This is a genomic window from Streptomyces sp. NPDC030021 (assembly GCF_055574035.1).
This window is the reverse complement of the sequence record NZ_JBVIAH010000004.1, coordinates 228,646-249,504: the sequence shown is the minus strand read 5'-3', so window position 1 is coordinate 249,504 and position 20,859 is coordinate 228,646. Positions and strand designations below refer to the sequence as shown.

Annotated in this window: 22 protein-coding genes; 14 read left to right on the top strand and 8 right to left on the bottom strand. The window is 73.4% G+C overall.

Features of this window, described 5'->3' with window-relative positions:
• Positions 1–46: 46 nt before the first annotated feature.
• Positions 47–1,837: a DNRLRE domain-containing protein gene (locus ACZ4YL_RS10000; protein WP_468115184.1), complete on the top strand. Its 1,791-nt coding sequence runs from the start codon at positions 47–49 to the stop codon at positions 1,835–1,837.
• 85 nt (positions 1,838–1,922) lie between these two features.
• Here the strand turns inward: ACZ4YL_RS10000 and ACZ4YL_RS09995 are convergent, their stop codons facing one another.
• Positions 1,923–2,687, bottom strand: a complete 765-nt coding sequence (locus tag ACZ4YL_RS09995) for an MBL fold metallo-hydrolase (RefSeq protein ID WP_468115183.1) — start codon at positions 2,685–2,687, stop codon at positions 1,923–1,925.
• 18 nt (positions 2,688–2,705) lie between these two features.
• Between ACZ4YL_RS09995 and ACZ4YL_RS09990 the strand changes: the two genes are divergently transcribed.
• Both ACZ4YL_RS09990 and ACZ4YL_RS09985 read left to right on the top strand, forming a co-directional pair.
• Positions 2,706–3,467, top strand: coding sequence for a PIG-L deacetylase family protein (locus ACZ4YL_RS09990; RefSeq protein ID WP_468115181.1), 762 nt, complete (start codon positions 2,706–2,708; stop codon positions 3,465–3,467).
• A 72-nt stretch (positions 3,468–3,539) separates the two neighbouring features.
• On the top strand, positions 3,540–4,373 hold the full coding sequence (locus tag ACZ4YL_RS09985; protein ID WP_468115179.1) for an enoyl-CoA hydratase/isomerase family protein: 834 nt from the start codon (positions 3,540–3,542) through the stop codon (positions 4,371–4,373).
• On the opposite strand, the gene ACZ4YL_RS09980 is transcribed toward ACZ4YL_RS09985, so the two are convergent.
• The 3 genes from ACZ4YL_RS09980 to ACZ4YL_RS09970 form a co-directional block, all read right to left on the bottom strand.
• On the bottom strand, positions 4,360–5,160 hold the full coding sequence (locus ACZ4YL_RS09980; RefSeq protein WP_468115177.1) for a hypothetical protein: 801 nt from the start codon (positions 5,158–5,160) through the stop codon (positions 4,360–4,362). The genes ACZ4YL_RS09985 and ACZ4YL_RS09980 overlap by 14 nt on opposite strands.
• 36 nt (positions 5,161–5,196) lie before the next feature.
• On the bottom strand, positions 5,197–6,102 hold the full coding sequence (locus tag ACZ4YL_RS09975) for an SDR family oxidoreductase (protein WP_468115176.1): 906 nt from the start codon (positions 6,100–6,102) through the stop codon (positions 5,197–5,199).
• 85 nt (positions 6,103–6,187) lie between these two features.
• The gene (locus tag ACZ4YL_RS09970) at positions 6,188–7,339 is read right to left on the bottom strand and encodes a hypothetical protein (RefSeq protein WP_468115174.1); all 1,152 of its coding nucleotides are present in this window, start codon (positions 7,337–7,339) and stop codon (positions 6,188–6,190) included.
• Between the two features lie 212 nt (positions 7,340–7,551).
• Between ACZ4YL_RS09970 and ACZ4YL_RS09965 the strand changes: the two genes are divergently transcribed.
• The 6 genes from ACZ4YL_RS09965 (at position 7,552) to ACZ4YL_RS09940 (ending at position 12,838) form a co-directional block, all read left to right on the top strand.
• The gene (locus tag ACZ4YL_RS09965) at positions 7,552–8,529 is read left to right on the top strand and encodes an NADPH:quinone oxidoreductase family protein (RefSeq protein ID WP_468115172.1); all 978 of its coding nucleotides are present in this window, start codon (positions 7,552–7,554) and stop codon (positions 8,527–8,529) included.
• Entirely contained in the window at positions 8,526–9,713 is a 1,188-nt protein-coding gene (locus tag ACZ4YL_RS09960) for an acyl-CoA dehydrogenase family protein (protein WP_468115170.1), read from the top strand. The genes ACZ4YL_RS09965 and ACZ4YL_RS09960 overlap by 4 nt, the downstream gene beginning before the upstream one ends.
• A complete protein-coding gene (locus ACZ4YL_RS09955) occupies positions 9,710–10,825 on the top strand; it encodes an acyl-CoA dehydrogenase family protein (RefSeq protein WP_468115168.1) in 1,116 nt (371 codons plus the stop codon). Before ACZ4YL_RS09960 ends, ACZ4YL_RS09955 begins: the two co-directional genes overlap by 4 nt.
• Before the next feature lie 151 nt (positions 10,826–10,976).
• Positions 10,977–11,516 (top strand): GNAT family N-acetyltransferase, encoded by a 540-nt coding sequence (locus ACZ4YL_RS09950; RefSeq protein WP_468115167.1) that lies wholly within the window; start codon positions 10,977–10,979, stop codon positions 11,514–11,516.
• Positions 11,517–11,575: 59 nt separating this feature from the next.
• Positions 11,576–11,944, top strand: a complete 369-nt coding sequence (locus ACZ4YL_RS09945) for a tyrosinase family oxidase copper chaperone (protein WP_328786936.1) — start codon at positions 11,576–11,578, stop codon at positions 11,942–11,944.
• A gap of 30 nt (positions 11,945–11,974) precedes the next feature.
• Positions 11,975–12,838: a tyrosinase family protein gene (locus ACZ4YL_RS09940; protein ID WP_468115166.1), complete on the top strand. Its 864-nt coding sequence runs from the start codon at positions 11,975–11,977 to the stop codon at positions 12,836–12,838.
• Positions 12,839–12,959: 121 nt separating this feature from the next.
• On the opposite strand, the gene ACZ4YL_RS09935 is transcribed toward ACZ4YL_RS09940, so the two are convergent.
• On the bottom strand, positions 12,960–13,244 hold the full coding sequence (locus ACZ4YL_RS09935) for a chaplin (protein ID WP_266480100.1): 285 nt from the start codon (positions 13,242–13,244) through the stop codon (positions 12,960–12,962).
• Between the two features lie 97 nt (positions 13,245–13,341).
• The gene (locus ACZ4YL_RS09930) at positions 13,342–13,665 is read right to left on the bottom strand and encodes a hypothetical protein (RefSeq protein ID WP_468115164.1); all 324 of its coding nucleotides are present in this window, start codon (positions 13,663–13,665) and stop codon (positions 13,342–13,344) included.
• A 107-nt stretch (positions 13,666–13,772) separates the two neighbouring features.
• On the opposite strand from ACZ4YL_RS09930, the gene ACZ4YL_RS09925 reads away from it, so the two are divergent.
• Positions 13,773–15,245, top strand: a complete 1,473-nt coding sequence (locus tag ACZ4YL_RS09925; protein ID WP_468115163.1) for a carboxylesterase/lipase family protein — start codon at positions 13,773–13,775, stop codon at positions 15,243–15,245.
• Here the strand turns inward: ACZ4YL_RS09925 and ACZ4YL_RS09920 are convergent.
• Complete coding sequence (locus ACZ4YL_RS09920; RefSeq protein WP_468115161.1) at positions 15,223–16,521, bottom strand: alpha/beta hydrolase; 1,299 nt, start codon at positions 16,519–16,521, stop codon at positions 15,223–15,225. The two genes, ACZ4YL_RS09925 and ACZ4YL_RS09920, sit on opposite strands and share 23 nt — an antisense overlap.
• Before the next feature lie 267 nt (positions 16,522–16,788).
• Between ACZ4YL_RS09920 and ACZ4YL_RS09915 the strand changes: the two genes are divergently transcribed.
• Positions 16,789–17,817 carry a TolB family protein gene (locus tag ACZ4YL_RS09915; RefSeq protein ID WP_468115160.1) on the top strand — a complete coding sequence of 343 codons (1,029 nt, stop codon included), beginning with the start codon at positions 16,789–16,791 and terminating at the stop codon, positions 17,815–17,817.
• Between the two features lie 72 nt (positions 17,818–17,889).
• On the opposite strand, the gene ACZ4YL_RS09910 is transcribed toward ACZ4YL_RS09915, so the two are convergent.
• Entirely contained in the window at positions 17,890–18,576 is a 687-nt protein-coding gene (locus ACZ4YL_RS09910) for a GNAT family N-acetyltransferase (protein ID WP_161292060.1), read from the bottom strand.
• A gap of 140 nt (positions 18,577–18,716) precedes the next feature.
• On the opposite strand from ACZ4YL_RS09910, the gene ACZ4YL_RS09905 reads away from it, so the two are divergent.
• From ACZ4YL_RS09905 to ACZ4YL_RS09895, 3 genes are all read left to right on the top strand, one after another.
• Positions 18,717–19,517, top strand: coding sequence for an alpha/beta fold hydrolase (locus ACZ4YL_RS09905; protein ID WP_468115158.1), 801 nt, complete (start codon positions 18,717–18,719; stop codon positions 19,515–19,517).
• Positions 19,518–19,585: 68 nt separating this feature from the next.
• The gene (locus ACZ4YL_RS09900; RefSeq protein WP_468115156.1) at positions 19,586–19,996 is read left to right on the top strand and encodes a VOC family protein; all 411 of its coding nucleotides are present in this window, start codon (positions 19,586–19,588) and stop codon (positions 19,994–19,996) included.
• Positions 19,997–20,029: 33 nt separating this feature from the next.
• The gene (locus ACZ4YL_RS09895) at positions 20,030–20,713 is read left to right on the top strand and encodes a (2Fe-2S)-binding protein (protein WP_468115155.1); all 684 of its coding nucleotides are present in this window, start codon (positions 20,030–20,032) and stop codon (positions 20,711–20,713) included.
• The last annotated feature ends 146 nt before the right edge of the window (positions 20,714–20,859 follow it).

The window sequence follows — 20,859 nt, the reverse complement described above, 5'->3', positions numbered from 1 at the left end:
GGGTGGGGCCTCGTACCCGGGGAACCGACCGATGTGTGGAGCGTGCATGCTGAGAAAGATGTCGAGCGCCGTCTCGCTGGCCCTGGCCGGCGGACTGGCCGTGACCGGTGTGGTGTCGGGAACGGCGACGACCGCCGTCGCTGCGCCCGCCGTCAGCGCCGCGGGGGCGGGGGAGACCCCCGCCGGCGCGCAGGCCTGGACGCGCGTGTCCAAGAAGAACCCCAACCGTTCCTACTGGAACACCGCCGACGACCTGCGCGTCGGCAACGAGGGCGGTGCCGAGGGCCTGTCCCGCGCCTACCTCCGCCTGGACACCACCGCGCTGGGGGGCGCCACGGTCTCCAAGGCGACCTTCCGGATCACCAACACGGGGGCCGCGTCCTGCACGGGCCGTCCGGTGGAGCTGTGGAGCGTCGGCGCCGTCTCGGCGAAGACCACGTGGAAGGACCAGCCCGTCAAGGGCGTCCGGCTGGCGACGGTGACGGACGCCAGGGGCCGTGAGGGCTGCGCGGCGGGCGACCTCGAATTCGACGCCACCGCCTTGGTGAAGGAGGCGGCGGCCAGGTCCCAGGCCTCCGTCACCGTCGGTCTGTTCGCCGCGGACGAGTCCGACGCCTCGGCCTGGAAGCGCTTCGCCCCGGCGAGCGCGAAGCTGGAGACCACCGTCGGCCGCCCCGTGCCGCCGGTGATCAGCTCCCCCGAGTTCCCCGACGCCTCGAACGGCGCCCCCGCCGGAACCGGCAAGGCCCGCACCCCGGGCACCTTCACCTTCGGCACCGGCGGCGCCGCCAACCTGGAGAAGACCGTCTACTGGTCGGACTTCGAGCCGCGGGAGGTCACCGTGGCGCCGGGCGCCAGCGCCGTGATCACGCCCACCGGATCCGGTCCCCACATGATCTACGCGTACAGCGTCGACAAGGCCGGTCGGCGTTCGGACCAGGCCGTCTACCACTTCTGGGCCCTCGGGAACGACGGGGTAGCCGACGCAGCCGGCGACCTGAACGGCGACGGTCTGCGCGACCTGTGGACCCTGGACCCCGCCGGCAGGCTCCGCTTCTCGGCCGGCCGGGCCGACGGCACCTTCGCGCCGGCCGTCGACGCCGGGGCGTCCTTCGCCCCCGGAACCAGGATCGTCACCAGCGGGGACTGGAGCGACGACGGCTACAACGACCTGCTGGTCCTCGAGCCCCACGCCGGGCTCCACAGGAACCTGCTCCGGCGTGTGCCGGGCAACGGCCTCGGGGGCATTCGTCCGAGCGGCAACATCGTTCTGGACGTCTCCTGCCCGGTCGCGGACCCGGACGCGGGGTGTGTCAACGACGACCCGGCGTGGACCGGAGACGACCACTGGTCCCATGCCGAGGACATCGCCGGCGCGGGTGACTTCAACGGCGACGGCGAGCCCGACCTGCTGGTGAAGCAGGGTACGAAGCTCTGGGCGTACGCGGGCAGCTTCATGGGCCACCTGGACATGAACGGCGGCCCGGTCCTCGTCGGCAACGGCGGCTGGGACACCGTCTCGGTCATCGTCCCGGGTGACACCGACGGAGACGGCGCGGCGGACCTGTGGGTGCGCGACGACGCCTCGGGCGACCTGTTCGCCGTGAAGGGGGCCAAGAACGCCGCCGGGCACCTCGACCCCGCGAGCTGGGGCACGGCGCAGCGCGTCAAGATCGGCTCGGGCCTCGGCCGGACTGCGTACCCGACCCTGGTCTCGGCGGGCGACTTCGACCGTGACGGTCGGGCCGACCTGGCCGCCGTCGGCGCCGACGGCAAGGCCGTCTGGTTCCGGGCGACGGCGACCGGGATCGACGCGACTCCGCGGCCGGTCGGCTGATCCCACCTCGACCCGCCGGGCCGGCGCCCCGTTCAGGGGCGCCGGCCCGCTGTCGTCTCCGGCGGCGGCTCCACGAACGCGCGGGTCAGGTGCGCGGTGGCCAGCAGGGCGCCGCGCCGCCGGGCCCGCGCCAGCAGGTCCTCCCGGGAGGCCCGGGCCGTCTCCCGGTCGCGCTCGTGGGAGTACGGCACCGCCGGGTCGCCCAGCTGCACCGCGTGCACCAGTACGTCCCCGGTGACCACCACGTCCCGGGCCCCGGCGCCCTGGTCCACCAGCACCGACTGGTGCCCCGCGGTGTGCCCGGGCGTCGGCAGCAGAGTGATGCCGGGGCCATCCGATGGGTCCCGTCCACCTCGTGCAGCTGCCCGCTCGCCCGCAGCGGAGCCACCGTCCAGTCCCACACCGGGTCCGCCCGGTCCAGCCCGGCCACCTCCGCGCGCTGCACCACGTACCGGGCCGCCGGGAAGAACGGCTCCCCGTCGGACCCCGACGACCAGCCCGCGTGGTCCTCGTGAAGGTGGGTCAGGACCACCGCCTCCACGTCGGCCGGAGCGATGCCGGCCGACGCGAGGGCGTCCGGCAGCCGCCCCGGCACCGGCGCCCAGGCGGCGGCGGGGGACCCCGCCGGCCCGACCCCGGCGTCCACCAGCACCCAGCTGCCGCCGGGCCGGGCGATCGCGAAGCACCGGAAGTCGAGGGCCCAGGTCCCGTCCGGCCCGATCGCGCCCGGATCCAGCCGGCCGGCCCGCTCCCATGCGGCCTCGCTCGCCCCCGGGAAGGCGGTACGGGCCGGCTCGAAGAAGATCCCCGTGGCGTCGAGCAGCGCCACCACCTGCCCGTGTCGGTCCATTCGCCTATTGTGCGAGACATGACCGAACAGCCTGATAAGCAGCCCGCCTTGCAGCCCATGCCCACCGACTGGACGCGCGCCCTCGCGGTGGTCGCGCACCCCGACGACCTCGAGTACGGGTGCGCCGCGGCCATCGCGCACTGGACGGACGCGGGCCGGGAGTTCGTCTACCTGCTCGCCACGCGCGGCGAGGCGGGCATCGACAGCATCGCCCCCGCCGACTGCGGTCCCCTGCGCGAGGCGGAGCAGCGGGCGAGCGCCGCGGTCGTCGGCGTGTCCGAGGTGGAGTTCCTGGACTACCGCGACGGCGTCGTCGAGTACGGCCTCGGCCTGCGCCGGGACATCGCCGCCGCCATCAGGCGGCACCGGCCCGAGCTGATCGTCACCCTCAACCACCGTGACACGTGGGGCGGTGCGCAGGGCGGCGGCTACTGGAACACCCCCGACCACAAGGCCGTCGGCCGGGCCGTGCTGGACGCGGCCGGTGACGCCGGGAACCGCTGGATCTTCCCCGAGCTGATCGAGCAGGGCCTGGAGCCGTGGAACGGCGTGCGCTGGGTCGCGGTGGCCGGATCCGCCACCCCGACGCACGCGGTCGACGCCGGCCCCGGGCTGGAGCGTTCGATCGCATCCCTCCTGGAGCACAAGGCGTACATCGAGGTGCTCACGGACCAGGACCCCGAGGAGTACGTCCGCACCTTCCTCACCGGGAACGCCCAGCAGGCCGCGGCCCGGTTCGGCGGGCGTCCGGCCGTGGCGTTCGAGGTCTTCCCCCGCTGACCCGCCGCCTCTAGTCTGACGATCCGTCAGTTCGGCGGGTCGTCAGCCATCGGGCCGGGGGTGCGGGACACGGTGATCGACACCATCTCCACGGAGATCGCGGAGGGTGAGGAGCGGATCAGGCTGGAGGTCGCGGACGGCCTCGCCGTCCTCACCCTGTGCCGCCCGGACAAGCTCAACGGCTGGAGCTGGGAGTCCACCCGACAGCTCGGCCTGCTCGCGGACCGGATCCGCTTCGATGCGTCCGTACGGGCAGTGCTGCTGCGGGCCGAGGGCCGGGCCTTCTGCGCGGGCATCGACGTGACCGCCCCGGGCGGCGCCGTCACGGGCGACACCCCGGCCGAGCGGACCCGCAACTACTACGAGGGCATCCGCTGGGTGCACGAGCGGTTCGCGGTCCTCGCCCGCCTCCCCCAGCCGGTGGTGGCCGCCGTCCAGGGCTACTGCCTCGGCTTCGGCTTCGAGCTGGCGCTGATGGCCGATGTCCGGGTGGCGGCCGAGGACGCCGTCTTCGCGCTCCCGGAAGCCGGGCTGGGTGTGGCGGTGGACGCGGGCGGCGACCTGCGCATCGCCCGCGAGGCGGGTGCGGGCTGGGCCAAATACCTGGCCCTGACGGGCCGGCGCGTCGACGCCGCGACGGCGCAGCGGCTCAACCTCGTCCAGCTGGTCGTCCCGGGCGAGGACCTGGAGGCCGCCGCCCGCGCCGTGGCGCAGGAGATCGCCGCCAACGCGCCGCTCGCCGTCCAGGGCATCAAGCGCGCGATCGACGGCTACGCCGATGCCGCCCTCCCCGCAGCCCTCGACCGGGTGGCGATGACCGCCGCCCTCACCCTCACCTCGGAGGACTGCCGGGAGGGTTACACCGCCAAGGCGGCCCGCAGGCCCCCGCGCTTCAGCGGAGGCTGAGCACCGGCCGGGTCGAGAACTCCTCGTACATGCCCTCGCCGTCCGGGCCGTACGTGAACTCGGCCGCGTACGGGTTGCGGTTGGCGGTGGCCAGCGGCAGCCAGCCGAGCAGATCCCCGTACCCGCCGCAGACGGCCTCCCCGCCGTCACCGCCGTGCACCGCGGCCGGGTCGTCGCTCAGCTCCGTGCCGTAGCTGTCGTAGGCGATGTGCAGCCCGAAGGCGTTCGGCTCGTGGCGCAGGCGGCCGCTCCCGTACGACGGCTCGTCCAGGGGGCATTCGTTCCCCCACCGGAACAGGGTGCCCGCCCCGGCGCCGCACGCGTGCTCCCACTCGTCGGCGCCGGGTATCCGCAGCCCGCGCGCCGCGAGCGCGGCCGGCATGTCGGCCGCCGGCTCGGTCAGGGCCTCGTCCTCCACGGCCATAAACACGGTGGCCAGCGTCGCGGTGCGCGGCGGGCTGAGCACGTCGGCGAGATAGGCCTTGAGGTCCTCGTGCCCGTAGCCGTACCCCTCGTCCACGCCGGCCGCGAAGTCGGCGGCCTGTGCGGGCGTCGGCTCCCAGGCGTCCAGGTCGAACCCCAGCCGCACCGTGCCGCCCGGTACGAGAGCGAACTCCCGCCCCTCGCGCTCGATGCGCACGCGGTGCAGCGGTCCGCCCAGGTGCCCGACGACATCGAGCAGCACCACCCGGCCGCCCACCTGGGCGGCGGCCTCGTGGGCGAGGCGTCCGGCGGCGGCCGGGTCGAGCGAGCGCCAGCGGTCAAGGGTCAGATCGGCGAGAGACATGCTCCGATCCTCGCACCACCCACCGACAACCGGCGTTCAGGGGGAGGGGGTGAAGGGGCCGCGGCCCAGCTGGGTGCGGACCGGGACCACCTCGGGGCTGACCACCGACCGGCGCTGCCAGTTCGCGCCGTCCACCACCAGGGTGTGCCCCGTGATGAACCGGGCGTAGGGCGAGGCCAGGAAGGTGGCGGCCCAGCCCAGTTCGCGCGGCGCGCCGACCCGCAGGGCGGGCTGCCGGGCGTCCTTCGCGCCGGGTGCGGCGCGCTCCAGGCCGCCCCGGATGTCCTCGGTCATGTCGGCGTGCGGGAACAGCCCGGGGACGAGCCCGTTGATCTGGATGCCGTACGGGCCCCACTCGACGGCGAGCGTCTCCACCAGGCTCTTCACCCCGGCCTTGGCCGCGGCGCTGTGGGCGAAGCCCGGACCGCCCGTCCAGGCGTACGAGGCACCGATGTTCACGATCGAGCCGCCGGTCCCCGCGCCGAGGTGGCGGCGGCCGAACTCGCGGGTCATCAGCCAGGTGCCCGTCAGCGTGATGTCGACGACCGCCCGCCAGGCGTTCGGGGAGAGGTCCTCCGCGGGGGAGGGGAAGTTCGCGGCCGCGTTGTTGACCAGCACGTCCGGCAGACCGAAGGCCGCCTGGGCGGCGTCGAAGACCTCGGCGACCCGCTCGGGATCCCTGATGTCGCAGACGGCGGCCGTCACCCGGCCCGCGCCGGGGACGGCCGCCAACTCCTCCCGCGCCGCCTTGAGCTGCTCGGCGCGCCGGCTCGCGATCACCAGATCGGCGCCGAGCCGGGCGAACTCGGCGGCGATGGCCTTGCCCAGCCCGGTGCCGCCGCCGGTCACGAGGACCACCTGCCCCGCGTAGGTCCCGGGAGGCAGGGCGGCGGCGCCGAGCGCCGGTGGCGCGGGCAGCCCGCGCCGGATCTCGTCCGTCATGGGGCATCGATAGCGCGCGGGCGCCGAGATCACCATCCCCCGGACAGGATCGGCTCGGGAGCGGGCCCCGGGTCCGGCCCTTCGGTCAGCCCTTCGGGGCGTACGCCTGCTTGCTCGCGCAGGTCCAGATCACGGCCCTGCTCTCCCGCGTCTCCCGGTCGATGACCATGCCGCCGACGCGGTCGTCGTCGGTGGCCGCGAAGGCCCGGCTCAGCGGCACGCCCGGCGTCCCGGCGGGGAAGGGCAGCACCAGCGGCTCCCCCTTGCCGGGCCAGTAGACGGCCTGGAAGAAGCTGGGCCAGCTCTCCTCGAAGTTGGTGGCCGTGCCGACGGCCACGTTCGTGGTCGGGCTGCTGCCGTTGAACTCCAGGTCGTGGTAGCCCTTGGCCCGGCCCGGGTCGGTGGGCAGGGCGTCGTACGGCTTCTTCCAGACGGCCGGGGTCAGCTTCGGGTCGTTGCGGTAGTAGTAGTCCTCCAGGCCCACCACCCGGCCGCGGTCGTCGATGTCCCGGCCGACCGTCGCGTACGAGTAGTGGTAGCCGTTCCACACCTGGAGGCTGTAGGGCGGGTAGCCGCCCCCGGCCGGCCAGACCACCGGGAAGGTCTTGGTGACCATGATGTCGTTCTCGGCGTCGAAGTAGGAGCCGGAGACCGTGCCGACGATGTCCCCGCGCTTGTTGATGCCGTTCAGCGAGACGACCTTGCTGCCGGCGATCGCGTCGGCCGGGACCGGCAGTTCGCGCACGACCTTCCCGTTCACCCGCTCCTTGGCGACGCCCCCGTCGGCGTAGACGACCCGCCCCGACTCGTTGACGTCGACGTCGACCGCGCCCCCCTCCGCGACGGGCGCGGTGAGCGGCTCGGAGGCCGGGGAGCCCAGCTGGTGGGTGAAGGCGACCCGGGCACGGTCCGAGTCACGGGTGGCCGTGCCCACCATCAGGCCCTTGGCGCTGACCGCCTTGACGCTGCCCCGGTCGAAGCCGGCGGGGAGCGGGACGGCGTGGACCGTGTGCTCGGCGCCGGTCCAGTAGACGGGCAGGCCGGCACTGTCGCCGACCACGAGCCCGCCGGTGCCGAAGCCCACCGCCGTGGAGCCCGTCGACCCCGCCGGCGCGGGGAGGATCTCGATCCCCGGGGTGCAGGAGGCCGCCGTGCCCGCCGCCGCGGCCGGGCCGGCCGCGGTGATCAGGCCGGCCAGAACGATCGCGGCTCCGGCCGCGGACATGCTTCTTCTCATGTGGTTGTCCCCCCTGGACAGGTGCTGTTCCCCGTTGAGTCATGACACGTGCACGCCACATGTTGCCTGATCTTGGTGCGGATGTGGCCTGAATGACGCGTGTTGATCCGTGCCGGAGGGTTCTCCACCCTGACCGGTGGTTCCCAGAGAGGCAAGCGACTGCTTAGTATGCCCGCGGAGCGTGGTTCCTCGACGGCGGCTGGAGGCCCCGGATGCAGGCATGGCGAGTACATACCCCCGGCGAACCCCGAGAGGCCCTTCGCCTCGAAGAGATTCCCGAACCGGTACCCGGCGAGGGCGAGGTGCGGCTGCGGGTCCTCGCGGCCAACCTCAACTTCCCCGACGCGCTGCTCGTCCGCGGCCAGTACCAGATCCGCCCGCCGCTGCCCTTCACCCCCGGTGTCGAGATCTGCGGCCTCACCGACGACGGCCGCCGCGTCATCGCCACCCCGAGCCTGCCCCACGGCGGCTTCGCCGAGTACGTGGTCGCGTCCGGGCGGGCCCTGCTCCCGGCCCCCGAGAGCCTCGACGACGCCGAGGCCGCGGCCCTGCACATCGGCTACCAGACCGGCTGGTTCGGCCTGCACCGTCGAGCGCGCCTCCAGCCGGGCGAGACCCTGCTCGTGCACGCCGCCGCCGGCGGGGTCGGCAGCGCCGCCGTCCAGCTCGGCAAGGCCGCCGGGGCCACCGTCATCGGGGTCGTCGGAGGCAAGGCCAAGGCGCGCACCGCCGAGGAACTCGGCTGCGACCTGGTGATCGACCGGACGACCGAGGACGTCGTCACCCGGGTGAAGGAGTTCACCGGCGGGCGCGGGGCCGACGTGGTCTACGACCCCGTCGGCGGTGACTCGTACACCGCCTCCGCCAAGTGCGTGGCCTTCGAGGGCAGGATCGTCGTCGTCGGCTTCGCGAGCGGCACCATCCCCGCGCCCGCCCTCAACCACGCCCTCGTCAAGAACTACGCCGTACTCGGTCTGCACTGGGGCCTGTACGCCACCAAGGACCCCGCCGCCATCGCCGCCTGCCACACCGAACTCACCCGGCTCGCCGCCGAAGGCGCCATCAGACCACTGATCAGCGAGCGCATCCCGCTGGCCGCCGTCGCCGACGCCGTACAGCGCCTCGCCGACGGCACCACCACCGGCCGGCTGGTCGTCGTACCGGCCCTGGACGGAGGAGACCCGCGATGACCACCACTGAGGAACTGGTGGCGCGCGTACGGGACCTGCTCCGCGCCCACCCGCCCGCCGGCACCGACCGCGCCGCATTCCTGCGCGCCCGCTTCGACGCCGGACTCGCCTGGGTCCACTACCCCGAGGGCCTCGGCGGCCTCGGCGCGGCCCGCTCCCTCCAGGCCGTCGTCGACGCCGAACTGGAAGCCGCCGGCGCACCCGACAACGACCCGCGCCGGATCGGCATCGGCCTCGGCATGGCCGCGCCCACGATCCTCGCGTACGGCACCGAGGAGCAGAAGCAGCGCTTCCTGCGACCCCTGTGGGCCGGCGAGGAGGTCTGGTGCCAGCTCTTCAGCGAGCCCGGCGCCGGATCGGACCTCGCCGCGCTCGGCACCCGCGCGGTCCGCGAGACGGGCTCCGGCGACTGGATCGTGGACGGCCAGAAGGTGTGGACCTCCAGTGCCCACACCGCCCGGTGGGCCATCCTGATCGCCCGCACCGACCCCGGGCTCCCCAAGCACCAGGGCATCACCTACTTCCTCTGCGACATGCACGCCCCGGGCGTCGAGGTCCGGCCGCTGCGCCAGATCACCGGCGAGGCCGAGTTCAACGAGGTCTTCCTCACCGGCGTCCGCATCCCCGACTCCCACCGCCTCGGCGCCGTCGGCGAGGGCTGGGCGGTCGCCCGCACCACCCTGATGAACGAGCGGGTCTCCATCGGCGGCATGCGCATCCCGCGCGAGGGCGGCATGATCGCCCCCGTCGCCGCCGCCTGGCGCGAACGCCCCGAGCTGCGCACCCACGCCCTCCACCAGCGGCTCCTGGAACTGTGGGTCGAGGCCGAGGTCGCCCGCCTCACCGGGGAACGGCTGCGCCAGCAGCTCGTCGCCGGACAGCCCGGCCCCGAAGGATCGGGCATGAAGCTCACCTTCGCCCGGCTCAACCAGGAGATCAGTGCGCTGGAGGTCGAACTCCTCGCGGAGGAGGGCCTGCTGTACGACGACTGGACCATGCGCCGGCCCGAAGGCGTCGACTTCACCGGCCGCGAGGCCGGCTACCGCTATCTGCGCGCCAAGGGCAACAGCATCGAGGGCGGCACCAGCGAAATCCTCCTCAACATCGTCGCCGAACGCGTCCTCGGCCTGCCCCCCGAGCCGCGCGACGACAAGGACCTCGCCTGGAAGGACCTCAACCGATGACCACCACGGCGGCACCGGCCGACCTGCTCTACTCCGGGACCGAGGAGGAGCTCCGCTCCGCCGTACGCGCGCTCCTCACCGACCGCTGCGACGCGAAGAGCGTCCTCGACCGGGCCGAGACGGGCCGGCCGCACGACCCGGCGCTCTGGCACACCCTCGCCGTCGAGATCGGCGCGGCCGGTCTCCTCGTGCCCGAGAAGCTCGGCGGACAGGGCGCGAGCCACCGCGAGGCGGCCGTGGTCCTGGAGGAGCTGGGCCGGGCCGTGGCGCCCGTCCCGTACCTGACGAGCGCCGTGCTCGCCACGGAGATCCTGCTCGCCTGCGACACCGCGGAAGCCGCCCCGCTGCTGCGGGAGCTGGCCTCGGGCGGGACGGTGTGCGTCGCGGCCGTGCCGCTGACCCTCGCCCCGGGCGCGCCCCTGCCGGCCCCCGTCCGGGATCTCGGCGACGGGAGCCTGACCGGCACGGTCACCTCCGTGGCGGACGCGGTGGCCGCCGACGTCCTGCTGGTCCTGGCCGACACCGGGCTCTACGCCGTCCCGGCCGCCTCGGCCCGGCTGACCCCGCAGGTCCCGCTGGACCTGACCCGCCCGCTCGCCACCGTCACCCTGGAGGCCGCGGCCGGCACCCGTCTCGCCGATGCCGGAACGGCCCGGGCGGCCGTCGCCGGAGCCCTGCTCTCCGGCGCCGGACTGCTCGCCTCCGAGCAGCTCGGTCTCGCCGAGTGGTGCCTGACGGAGACGGTCGGCCACGTCCGGGGCCGGCACCAGTTCAACCGGCCCGTCGGCTCCTTCCAGGCCCTCAAGCACCGCCTCGCCCGGCTCTGGCTCGACGTGGCGTCCGCGCGCGCGGCGGCGAGGGCCGCGGCCGATGCCCTGGCCACCGCGGCCCCCGACGCCCCGCTGACGGTCGCCGTGGCCCAGGCCTACTGCTCGGGCGTGGCCGTCCGTGCCGCCGAGGAGTGCGTACAGCTGCACGGCGGCATCGGCATGACCTGGGAACACCCGGCCCACCTCTACCTCAAGCGGGCCAAGGCCGACTCCCTGGCCCTCGGCACGGCGGGTCACCACCGCGGCCTGGTCGCGGACTTCGCGGAACTCCCCGCGCCGTAGCCCCGGTCCCGGCCGGCCCCGCCCCCACCCCGGGCCGGCCGGGGACATGGCCGAACGGCCCCGGTCTTCGCGCTCCGGCCGGCCGCGGTCTTCGCCGGCCGGCACCTGCCCCGCCTCCGGCGGGCCGCGCGGTGATCCTTATCCTCGCCCCATGACGGCCACCATCACCGCGCTCTCCGCCACCGGACTCCGCGCCCACCGCGAAGAACTCGCCGCCCTGCTGCTCGCCGTGGTCGACGGTGGATCGTCCCTCGGCTTCCTCGCCGGCCTCGACCACCAGGGCGCCGCCGCCTGGTGGGACTCCCTGCTGCCCGCCGTCGACGACGGCTCCCTCGCGCTGTGGGTCTCCCGCACCGGCGGCAACGGCCGGATCGACGGCACCATCAGCTGGTTCCGGGAGACCAAGGCGAACGGCCGCCACCGCGCCGAGCTGCGCAAACTCATGGTCCACCCGGCCGCCCGGGGCCGGGGCACCGCCCGCGCCCTGCTCGCAGAGGCCGAGTCGGCCGCCGCCCGGGCCGGGGTGGTGCTGCTGTTCCTGGACACCGAGACCGGCAGCGGAGCCGAGCGCGTCTACCGCTCCGCGGGCTGGACGGAGGCGGGCACCATCCCCGACTACGCCACCGACCCGGCGGGCCGGCTCCACCCCACGACGCTCTTCTACAAGCAGCTCCGCGGCGCCCACGGGTGACCTCGCCCGCCGCGCGGCGTTAGACCCGTAGCCGCCGGCCACCGAGCGAGGGAGACCGTATGTCCGCAGCATCGCCCGCCGCACCACTGACCCGCCGCGCGGTCCTGCGTACGGCCTTCACCGCGGCCGTGCTCGCCGGCACGGCCGCGGCCCTGGCCCCCGTACTGCGCGCCCGCCGTCCCCGGCAGACCCTCACCCCGGCGCCGCTCGCGGAGGAGGAGACCTACCGCGGCCGGCACATCGCCGTCGACGTCGCCGGGGTCCGGATCGACGGCCGCCCGCTGCACGTCATGCGCCGGGCCGACGGCAGCTACCTGAGCGGGATCAACCACTTCCAGTCCTATTCCACGCCACTGGAACTGGCCCGGGCCGCCGTCGACGAACTGGGCACCGCCCAGCTCGCCTTCGCGGCCCCGCACCACGGCTGACTGACGCACGGGAACGGGAGGAGCCCCGCATTGCACACCCGGCAGAACCAGAAGAACCTCACCAGCGCCCAGAAGAAGCGGTTCACCGCGGCGGTGCTGGAGCTCAAGCGCGACGGCGCCTACGACGCCCTCGTGCGCACCCATGACAAGTACTTCGTGCCCGACCGCGACCGCAAGCTGCGCGTCGGGCACATGTCCCCGTCGTTCTTCCCGTGGCACCGGCGCTATCTGCTGGAGTTCGAGCGGCAGTTGCAGGAGATCGACCCGGGCGTGAGCGTCCCGTACTGGGACTGGACCACCGACACCAGCCCGGTCTCCTCCCTCTGGGCCGGCGACTTCCTCGGCGGCACCGGCCGGGCGAGCGACCGCAAGGTGATGACCGGGCCGTTCGCCTACGACACGGGCAACTGGACCGTGACCGTGGGCATCACCGAATCCGCCTTCCTGACCCGCAACCTCGGCCGGCCGCAGAATCCGATCACCCTGCCCACCGCGGCCGAACTCCAGTGGGCGGTCGACGACCCGACGTACGACGTCTCCCCCTGGGACTCCACGGCCACCGCGGGCGGCTTCCGCAACAAGCTGGAGGGCTGGTCGGCCCCCAAGAGCGAGCGCTGGCGCAACCACAACAAGGTCCACCAGTGGATCGGTGGCCACATGACCGGCGGTACGGCGCCCAACGACCCGGCGTTCTGGCTGCACCACGCCTTCGTCGACCTGATCTGGGACCGCTGGCAGCAGCAGCACCCCGGTTCCGGCTATCTGCCCGCCGCCCCGCTCGCCGTCGGCGACCTCCAGCGCGGCCGGGTGATCGCCCTCGACGAGCCGATGCCGCCGTGGAACGTCACCCCGCGCGAGATGTCCGGCCACCAGGGCCTGTACCGCTACGAATGACGCGCGCGGTCCGTGCGTACCCGCCGTGGGCGCGGATCCGGGACGCGGGGAAACAGGAGGAAGGGCCCCCGCCGGGTGGCGGGGGCCCTTCCGTCGATCAGCCGATCACGCGATCAGGCGATCAGTGGCCGTAGTCGCCACCCTCGGTGTGGTGGTCGCCGTGGCCGGAGGCGTTGACGCAGGTGTTGCCGAAGGCCGGGTTCAGCAGGGCGATCACGTTCACGGTGTTGCCGCAGACGTTGACCGGGACGTGCACCGGAACCTGGAGCAGGTTGCCCGACAGGACACCGGGGGAGCCGACCGCCGCACCGTGCGCTCCGGCATCGGCGACAGCCAGACCCGCACCGGCGACCACGGCGCTACCGGTGACAGCGGTGATGGCCAGTGCCTTCGCGATACGCGACATCAAGATCTCCTCTTGAGATATGTGGGGCGCCACAGAACCTGTGGCATTTGACATGGCATACAACGCGGGGGAGGCCAAGGGGTCACGGCCTGTGCGCCTACCTGGTGACGGAAAACCGGACGGAGGCGAAATACGGCCGCACCTGGCCGACCTCTCCGGGCCGCAGGACCCGCAGGGCCCGGCCGGAGCACCCGGGGCCCTCGTAGAGGGTCGCCGAGCTCCGGGTCCCGTTGGTGACCGCCCGGGCGCCGCCGCCCTCCGCCTCGACGCACCCCCTCGGCGCGGCGAGGCCGTGGACCCGGTCGTCCTGGCCGACGTACTGGAAGTCCGGGCCGGCGGCCAGGGCCGGGCCGGACACGAGCGTGGCCCCCGCGAGCAGCAGGGCGACGGGCACGGCATGGTGGATACGCAGGAATCGCATGCCCGTCCAACCGGGCTGGGCCCGGACCCGGTCACGCCTTGTCACCCGTTGGACGGCTGTGCGACGGTGCGACGATGCGACCGGCACCGTCATCGCAGGAGGACGAGATGAGTGCAGAAGACGCAGCCGACGGCCGCCGCCCGCGGGTCAGGACGGCGGCCGGCGTCGTCGAGGGCCGGTCCGGGCCCGGGGGGACCGCCGTCTTCCTGGGCATCCCGTACGCGGCCCCGCCCGTCGGAGCCCTGCGCTTCGCGGCGCCCGCGCCGCCGGCCGCCTGGGACGGCCTACGCGAAGCCGCCGCCCACGGACCGACCGCGCCCAAGGTGCCCTACGCGGACCCCTTCGCCGCCCTGCTCCCCGACCCGGTGATCCCCGGGGACGACTGCCTGAACGTGAACGTGTGGACCCCCGACCCGGCGCCCGGAGCCCGGCTGCCCGTCATGGTCTGGATCCACGGCGGGGCCCATACCCGCGGCTCCTCGGCCGTACCCGTGTACGACGGCTCCGCCTTCGCCCGCGACGGGGTCGTGCTCGTCTCCTTCAACTTCCGCCTCGGCGTCCTCGGTTACGGACTCTTCCCCGACGCCCCCGCCAACCGCGGCCTGCTGGACCAGATCGCCGCCCTGGAATGGGTCCGCGACAACATCGGGGCCTTCGGAGGGGACCCCGACCGGGTCACTGTCTTCGGCGAATCCGCCGGGGCCATCAGCATCGGCGCCCTCCTGGCCGTCCCGCACGCCGCCGGGCTCTTCACCCGGGCCGTCCTGCAGAGCGGAGCCCCCGAGGTCCTGGCGCGTCCCAGGGTCCGCGCCATGGTCCGGCGGATGGCCTCGCTGCTCAAGGTGGACGCCACCGCCTCCGCCTTCACGGCCACCGCGCTGCCCGACCTGCTCGCGGCCCAGACGGCCGTCCTGCGCCGATCGGGCCCGCTCGTCGGCGGACCCGCCTTCGGCCTGGTCACCGACCCGGACACGGTCCCGGCCGACCCCCTCGACACCCTCTGCGCCCAGGCCGCCTCCGCCGAGGTGCCGCTGCTCCTCGGCTGGACCCGTGACGAGTACCGGCTGTGGCTCGCCCCCACCGGCGGGATGCGGCTGCTGGACCGGCTCGGCCCGCTCGCCGTGGCGCTGGCCCGCGCCCGCTCCGGCAAGGACCGGGCGGCCGTACGGTCGCTGCGCGCCGCGCTGCCCGCTGCGGGCCCTGCCGAACTCGCCGGACAGCTGCTCACCGACCGGTTGCTGCGCGACCCGCTGCGCAGGCTCGCCGGGGCGCGGCGGGCGGCGCCGAGCTTCCTGTACGAGTTCGCCTGGCCTTCCGGCGTTCCGGGCCTCGGCTCCTGCCACGCCCTGGAGCTGGGCTTCGTGTTCGACACGCTCGCGGTGCCGGAGGCCGCCTGGCTGGCCGGGCCGCACACCCCGCAGGCGCTGGCGGACGAGATGCACGCGGCCTGGGTGCGGTTCGCGGTGACGGGCGATCCGGGCTGGTCGGCCTGGAACGGCGACGGCCCGCCGAAGGTGTTCGGCGGGCCGGAGCTCGATGGTGCGGGGGAGCCGGTGGTTACTCGACGGGCCCTTCCATGACCTTGCTGATGAACTGGACCGGCCCCTCGCCCATGTTCGGCACATAGGTCTTGGCGTTGTGCTGGCCGCCCTTGATGACCTTCAACTCGGCGTGGACGGGGCCCTTGTTGCCGTAGGTGGCGACGAACTTCTGCACGTCGGGCAGCGTCTTCTTGTTGCTCTCGTTGTCGCCGACCTGGAAGGCGAGGTAGACGTCCGGACCCTTGGTGTCGATGAGCTGCTTCGCCAGCAGCTCCGGGTTGTTCTCGGCCTTCTCCTTGTCGTGGCCCTTCCACAGGGAGGAGTCCGGGACGATGTCCGGGCCGGAGGCGATCACGGCCTTGAACTTGTCCGGGTGCTTCAGCACGGCCTTCAGACCCGCGAAACCGCCGGTGGAGGAGCCCATGAAGGCCCAGCCGTCACGGGACTTGACGGTGCGGAAGTTCGCCTTCATCAGGTCCGGGACGTCCTCGGTCAGCCAGGTGCCCATCTTGGGCTGGCCGGGGATGTCGGAGCCGTCCCAGTAGACGCCCTTGTCGTCGGGCCCCGGGTTGAGGACCGGCATGGCCAGGATGAAGGGCTTGCTCTTGCCCTCCGCGTACCACTTGCTGATGCTGCTCTGGAGGCCGAGGTCGGTGCCCATCCAGTAGTTGCTCGGGTAACCGGCGCCGCCCGGCAGGGCGATCATGACCGGGAAGCCGCTCTTGGCGAACTTCGGGTCGTTGTACTCCTTGGGGGCCCAGACCCAGACCTTGCCCTTGAAGCCGGACTTCTTGCCGTCCAGCGTGGTGACGGCCACGTGCGTGCCGTCGGGGAGGGTCATCGTGTTCTTGAACTCGGAGGCCGGCCCGGTCGGCATGAGCATCTTGGAGTTCGGCGGCGGAGCGTCGTTCTTCTTGGCGCCCCCGGCGGGCGCCTGCCCGAAGGACACCGAGGAGCCCTTGTCGGTGAACGGGGGTATCTCGTAGTGGTTCAGCACGAGCGCGGCTATACCGGCGAGCGCGAGCACCGAGGCGCCCGCGATCAGCCAGCGGCGCCCCCGCGACCTGCGCCGCGGCGGCTCGGGCTCCTGGTACTGGCCCTGCTGCCCGTACTCCGGCTGCTGCCCGTACCCGTCCTGCGTTGCGTACTGCGGCTGCTGTCCGTACCGGTCCTGCTGCCCGTACTGCTGCTGGGGGCGGCCGGGCGGCGGCTGCTGTCCGTACGGCCGGCCGTACTGGTCGCCTTGGGGCGGCTGCGGTATCTGTCCTTCCGGCCGGTACGGCTGGTACTGCTGCCCGTCGGGTGCGTACGACATCTGCGGTGGCTCTCCGGCTGCTGCTGCCCCCAGAGGGGCGGGATGGTCTGACTGCTGGGTCCTTCCGTTCGAAGGATGAACGAAAGCATGTCAGGGTTCCGCATTTTTCCTACTCTTGGGGTGCCCTGGGGGAGGCCATTGCCTGGTGCCCGTACGCCCGGTGGAGTTCACGGACCCGCCCCCGTCCATGCCTGGCTCTTGTACGGGCCGCTGGGTATGGTGCCCCCGCGCCGCCCCCGGAACCCCACCCCGCCCCGGAGTCATCCCATGACGCTCCAGCGCCGGATCCTGATCCTCGCCACCGCCGTGGCCCTGCTCGCGGCCGTGGGCGTACTCGCCGTCGTGCGGGCCTCCTCCCGCGCCGACGAGAAGGACCACGCCCGGGCGGGCGGCCCGCAGGTCGCTCCGGGCGCGGTCTCGCTGGCGCCGGGCGACGGCGGCAGGCGGATCGTGTTCCGCAACATGGCCTGGGGGCCGCACCGGGACGAGCTCGCCACGGTCGCGGCCGGCGCGCCGGAGGGGGCCCGTACCGCGTCCGGGGTGAGCTGCCTGCGCTTCCACGCGGCCCAGGGCACCGGGATCTGCCTGCAGGCGGACCGCGGCGGCGTCCAGGAGGGCTATCGGGCCGTCGTCCTCGACGCCCGCCTGAAGGAGGTCTCCGCACACCCGCTGGGCGGCCTCCCCACCCGGGCCCGGGTCTCGCCGGGCGGGCACCTCGCCGCCTGGACCGTCTTCGTCGGCGGGGACTCGTACGCGGGTACGAATTTCTCGACGCGGACCTCGGTGCTCGACCTGCGCACCGGCACGCTCGACGCCTCGCTGGAGGACTTCACGATCCTGAAGGACGGCAAGCCGTACCGCAGCGCCGACGTCAACTTCTGGGGGGTCACCTTCGCCGCCGACGAGCGGACCTTCTACGCGACCCTCGCCACCGGCGGCCGGACCCACCTGGTCCGCGGGGACCTGGGCGAGCGCACCGTGACCACTCTGCGCGAGAACGTGGAGTGCCCGTCGCTGTCACCGGACGGGACCCGGGTGGTCTTCAAGAAGCGCGTGCCGGGCCTGCCGGCCGAGGCGCCGTGGCGGCTGTACGCCCTGGACCTGGCCTCCGGAGCCGAGATCCCGCTCGCCGAGGAACGCAGCGTGGACGACCAGGTGGTGTGGACCGACGACCGGACCGTCGTCTACGCCTTGCCGGGGGACTTCGGCGCCGACCTGTACGCCGTACCGGCCGACGGGAGCGGCGCTCCCGCCCGGCTCATGGACTCGGCCCTCGCCCCGGCCTTCCTCGGGTGAGGAGGCAGCGCGAGAGCCGGGCCGAGAGCCGGGGCAGGACCGTTTTTCCGCTTTTCCGTCCGGCCGGGGCGGTTACGCGGGGATCAGGGTCTTGCGGCGCCGCTTGCGCTGCGCGCCCGCCGACAGCCTCAGCTCGATGATCGACCGCACGGCCGGCCACTCCTCGTCGAGGATCGAGTAGAAGGCCGTACTGCGGACGGCACCGTCCAGCCCCCGCGAATGGGCCCGGCGGACCCCCTCACAGGTGAAGCCCAGCCGTTCCATCGCGGCTCTCGAACGGCCGTTGCGCGCGTCTGCGCGCAGCGAGATGCGCCGTACCCCCCAGGTCTCGAAGGCATGGCGGAGCATGAGCAGCTTCGCCTCGGTGTTGATGCCGGTTCCCTGGGCGCCCGGGGACAGCCAGGTATTGCCGATCTCGGCGGCATCGGGGATCGCCGTCGCCGGATCGCCGAACGGGACTCCGGGCACGGCGGGCCAGATCAGAGGCCCCTGCCAGTAGTCGAGTTCCAGGAACCGGGTCGAACCGACGACCCGCCCGTCGGTGGCTCTGACCACCGCGAACGGGAGCGATCGACCCGCTGCCTGATCGGCGAGGGCACGTTCGATGTACTCGTGTGACGCCTGCACCCCGTGGGGCACGGGAGTGAAGGCGTAAGTCGTACGATCCTCGGCCCCGGCCACGGCCAGAGCCTCGGTGTGGTGGGGGGCGAGGGGCTCGAGCCGCACGGTGCGGCCCGCGAGGTGTACGGGTACGGGCACGGAGCCTTCGGTCCTTCTGGGCGGTGGGGTGGTTGCACAGTCTGCGTCCATGACGTCGCCCCCCGTGCAAAACACGAGTGAAAGGCAACCGGCTGTCAGGTGAACGCGAGTGGCTCAATGTAGCCCCTTAAAGTCCTCTCATGAACCCCCAATTTGGCAATGGCGTGCCACTGATTTTCGATGACTTTGGTCCCCGCGGCGGAGCGCCCGTAATCCTGATCCACGGACATCCCTTCAACCGCACGATGTGGTCCCCCCAGACGGCTGCGCTGACCGCCGCCGGATACCGTGTGATCACCCCTGACCTGCGGGGATACGGGGAAAGCCCGGTCGTGGCGGGCAAGGCACTGCTGGCGGATCTCGCAGACGATCTGGCCGAGCTGCTCGCCCGCCTGGACATCGAACAAGTGGTCGTCGGCGGTGTGTCCATGGGCGGCCAGATCGCGATGGAGGTACGACTGCGCCACCCGGGTCTGGTACGGGCCCTGGTCCTGTCCGACACCTCGCCCGTTCCGGAGACCCCGGACGGTGCGAAGTTCCGCCGGGAGACCGCCGAACGGCTCATCGCCGAGGGCATGCGGCCGTACGCCGAAGAGGTCATCGACAAGATGCTGGCGGCATACAACGTGACCGCCATGCCCGGGACCGCCGCCCGGGTGAGCGCCATGATGTGCGCGACCGACCCCGAGGGCGCCGCGGCGGCGCTGCGCGGCCGGGCCGAGCGTCCCGACTACCGGCCCGTGCTGGCCGCGGCCGCCGAGCCCTGCCTGGTCCTCGTCGGCGCGGACGACGTCTACACCCCGGTCGCGGAAGCAGAGGCCCTGCACGCGCTGCTGCCGCACTCGGTACTCGCCGTCATCGAGGGGGCCGGCCACCTGCCGGGGCTGGAGCAGCCGGAGGCCTTCAACCGGGCGCTGCTGGACTTCCTCGCCGGGCTCTGAGCGGGGCAGCGGCGGCCACCGTACAGTCGGGACGAGCCGGGACGATGTCTGCGTCGAGGAGGGTGTTCATGCTGCGAGGGATTGCGACGATCAACTTCTGGGCCGACGACCTGGAGGCCGCGAAGGCCTGGTACACCGAGCTCCTCGGGATCGCCCCGTACTTCGAGCGGCCCGGTTACGCCGAGTTCCGCATCGGCGACTACCAGCACGAGCTGGGCATCGTCGACCGCCGCCACGCCCCGCCGGGCGCGGCAAAGGACCCGGGCGGCGCGGTGGCCTACTGGGCCGTCGACGATCTTCCCGCGGTCCACGCGCGGCTCCTGGACCTGGGGGCGACGGAGTACCAGCCGGTGACCGCGCACGGCGACGGCGGCTTCGTCACCGCGGCCGTCACCGACCCCTTCGGCAATGTGCTCGGCATCATGCGCAACCCGCACTACCTGGAGGTCCTCGAAGGGGCGACCCCGGACCCGGCCTGACCCCGGTCCCGCGCCGCTGAGATCATTCCGGGTATGGACGACGTACTGCGGCGACTGGCCGCCGTAGGACCCTTCTTCACGGTCCCCAGCGGGAAGGAACCGCCCGGCCCCGGCTTCCGGCCGCTCACCGCGCTGTACGGGGAGCAGCTCGGGCCGTACGTGGCCGAGGTGGGCCGGCGGATCGGCACCGGACCGGGCCGGGTGGCCGCCTCGACCGCACAGTTCGGGATCGTCTCCCGGCTCTGGTCGCTGGGGCTCGGGTGCGCGGCACTGGCGGGCCGAGTGCCGGACCTGGCCGCCGACCGGGTGTGGTGGCGGCTGCCGGACACGGGATCGCTCCAGCTGTGGCTGCCCGAGCCCGCCCCCGGCCTGCCGGCCGAGGCGCTCGGGGCGAACGTCCTGGCGAACCTGGCCGTGCTCGACGAGGGCCTGCGCGAGCGCTTCGGGGTCTCGCCGAAGGTCCTGCGCGGGAACGCGGCGTCCGGACTCGTCGGGGCGCTGCGCGTGCTGATCGACCGGGTGCCGGGAGGCACGGCCGTGGAGCTGGCGGGCGCCCTGCTGGCCGACGGCGGAGCGCTGGCGGGCACCGGCACCTTCATCCATGAGGAGGGGCTCGGGGTCGCGTTCGTACGGCGCAGCTGCTGTCTCTACTACCAGGTGCCCGGAGGCGGGCTCTGCGGCGACTGCGTGCTGCGGGCCGGGCGGCGGACGGGCTGACACCCGTGGGGGGTGTCTTGCCGGTCAGGCCGGGCTCGCGGTGTCCGGCACGCACGCTCGCCGCGTTCTCGTCGGTCGCCGACGCTCCGCGTCGACTCCCTCCTCGGCCTTGCGATCGCACGCACCGGACACCGCTCCCTGATCCG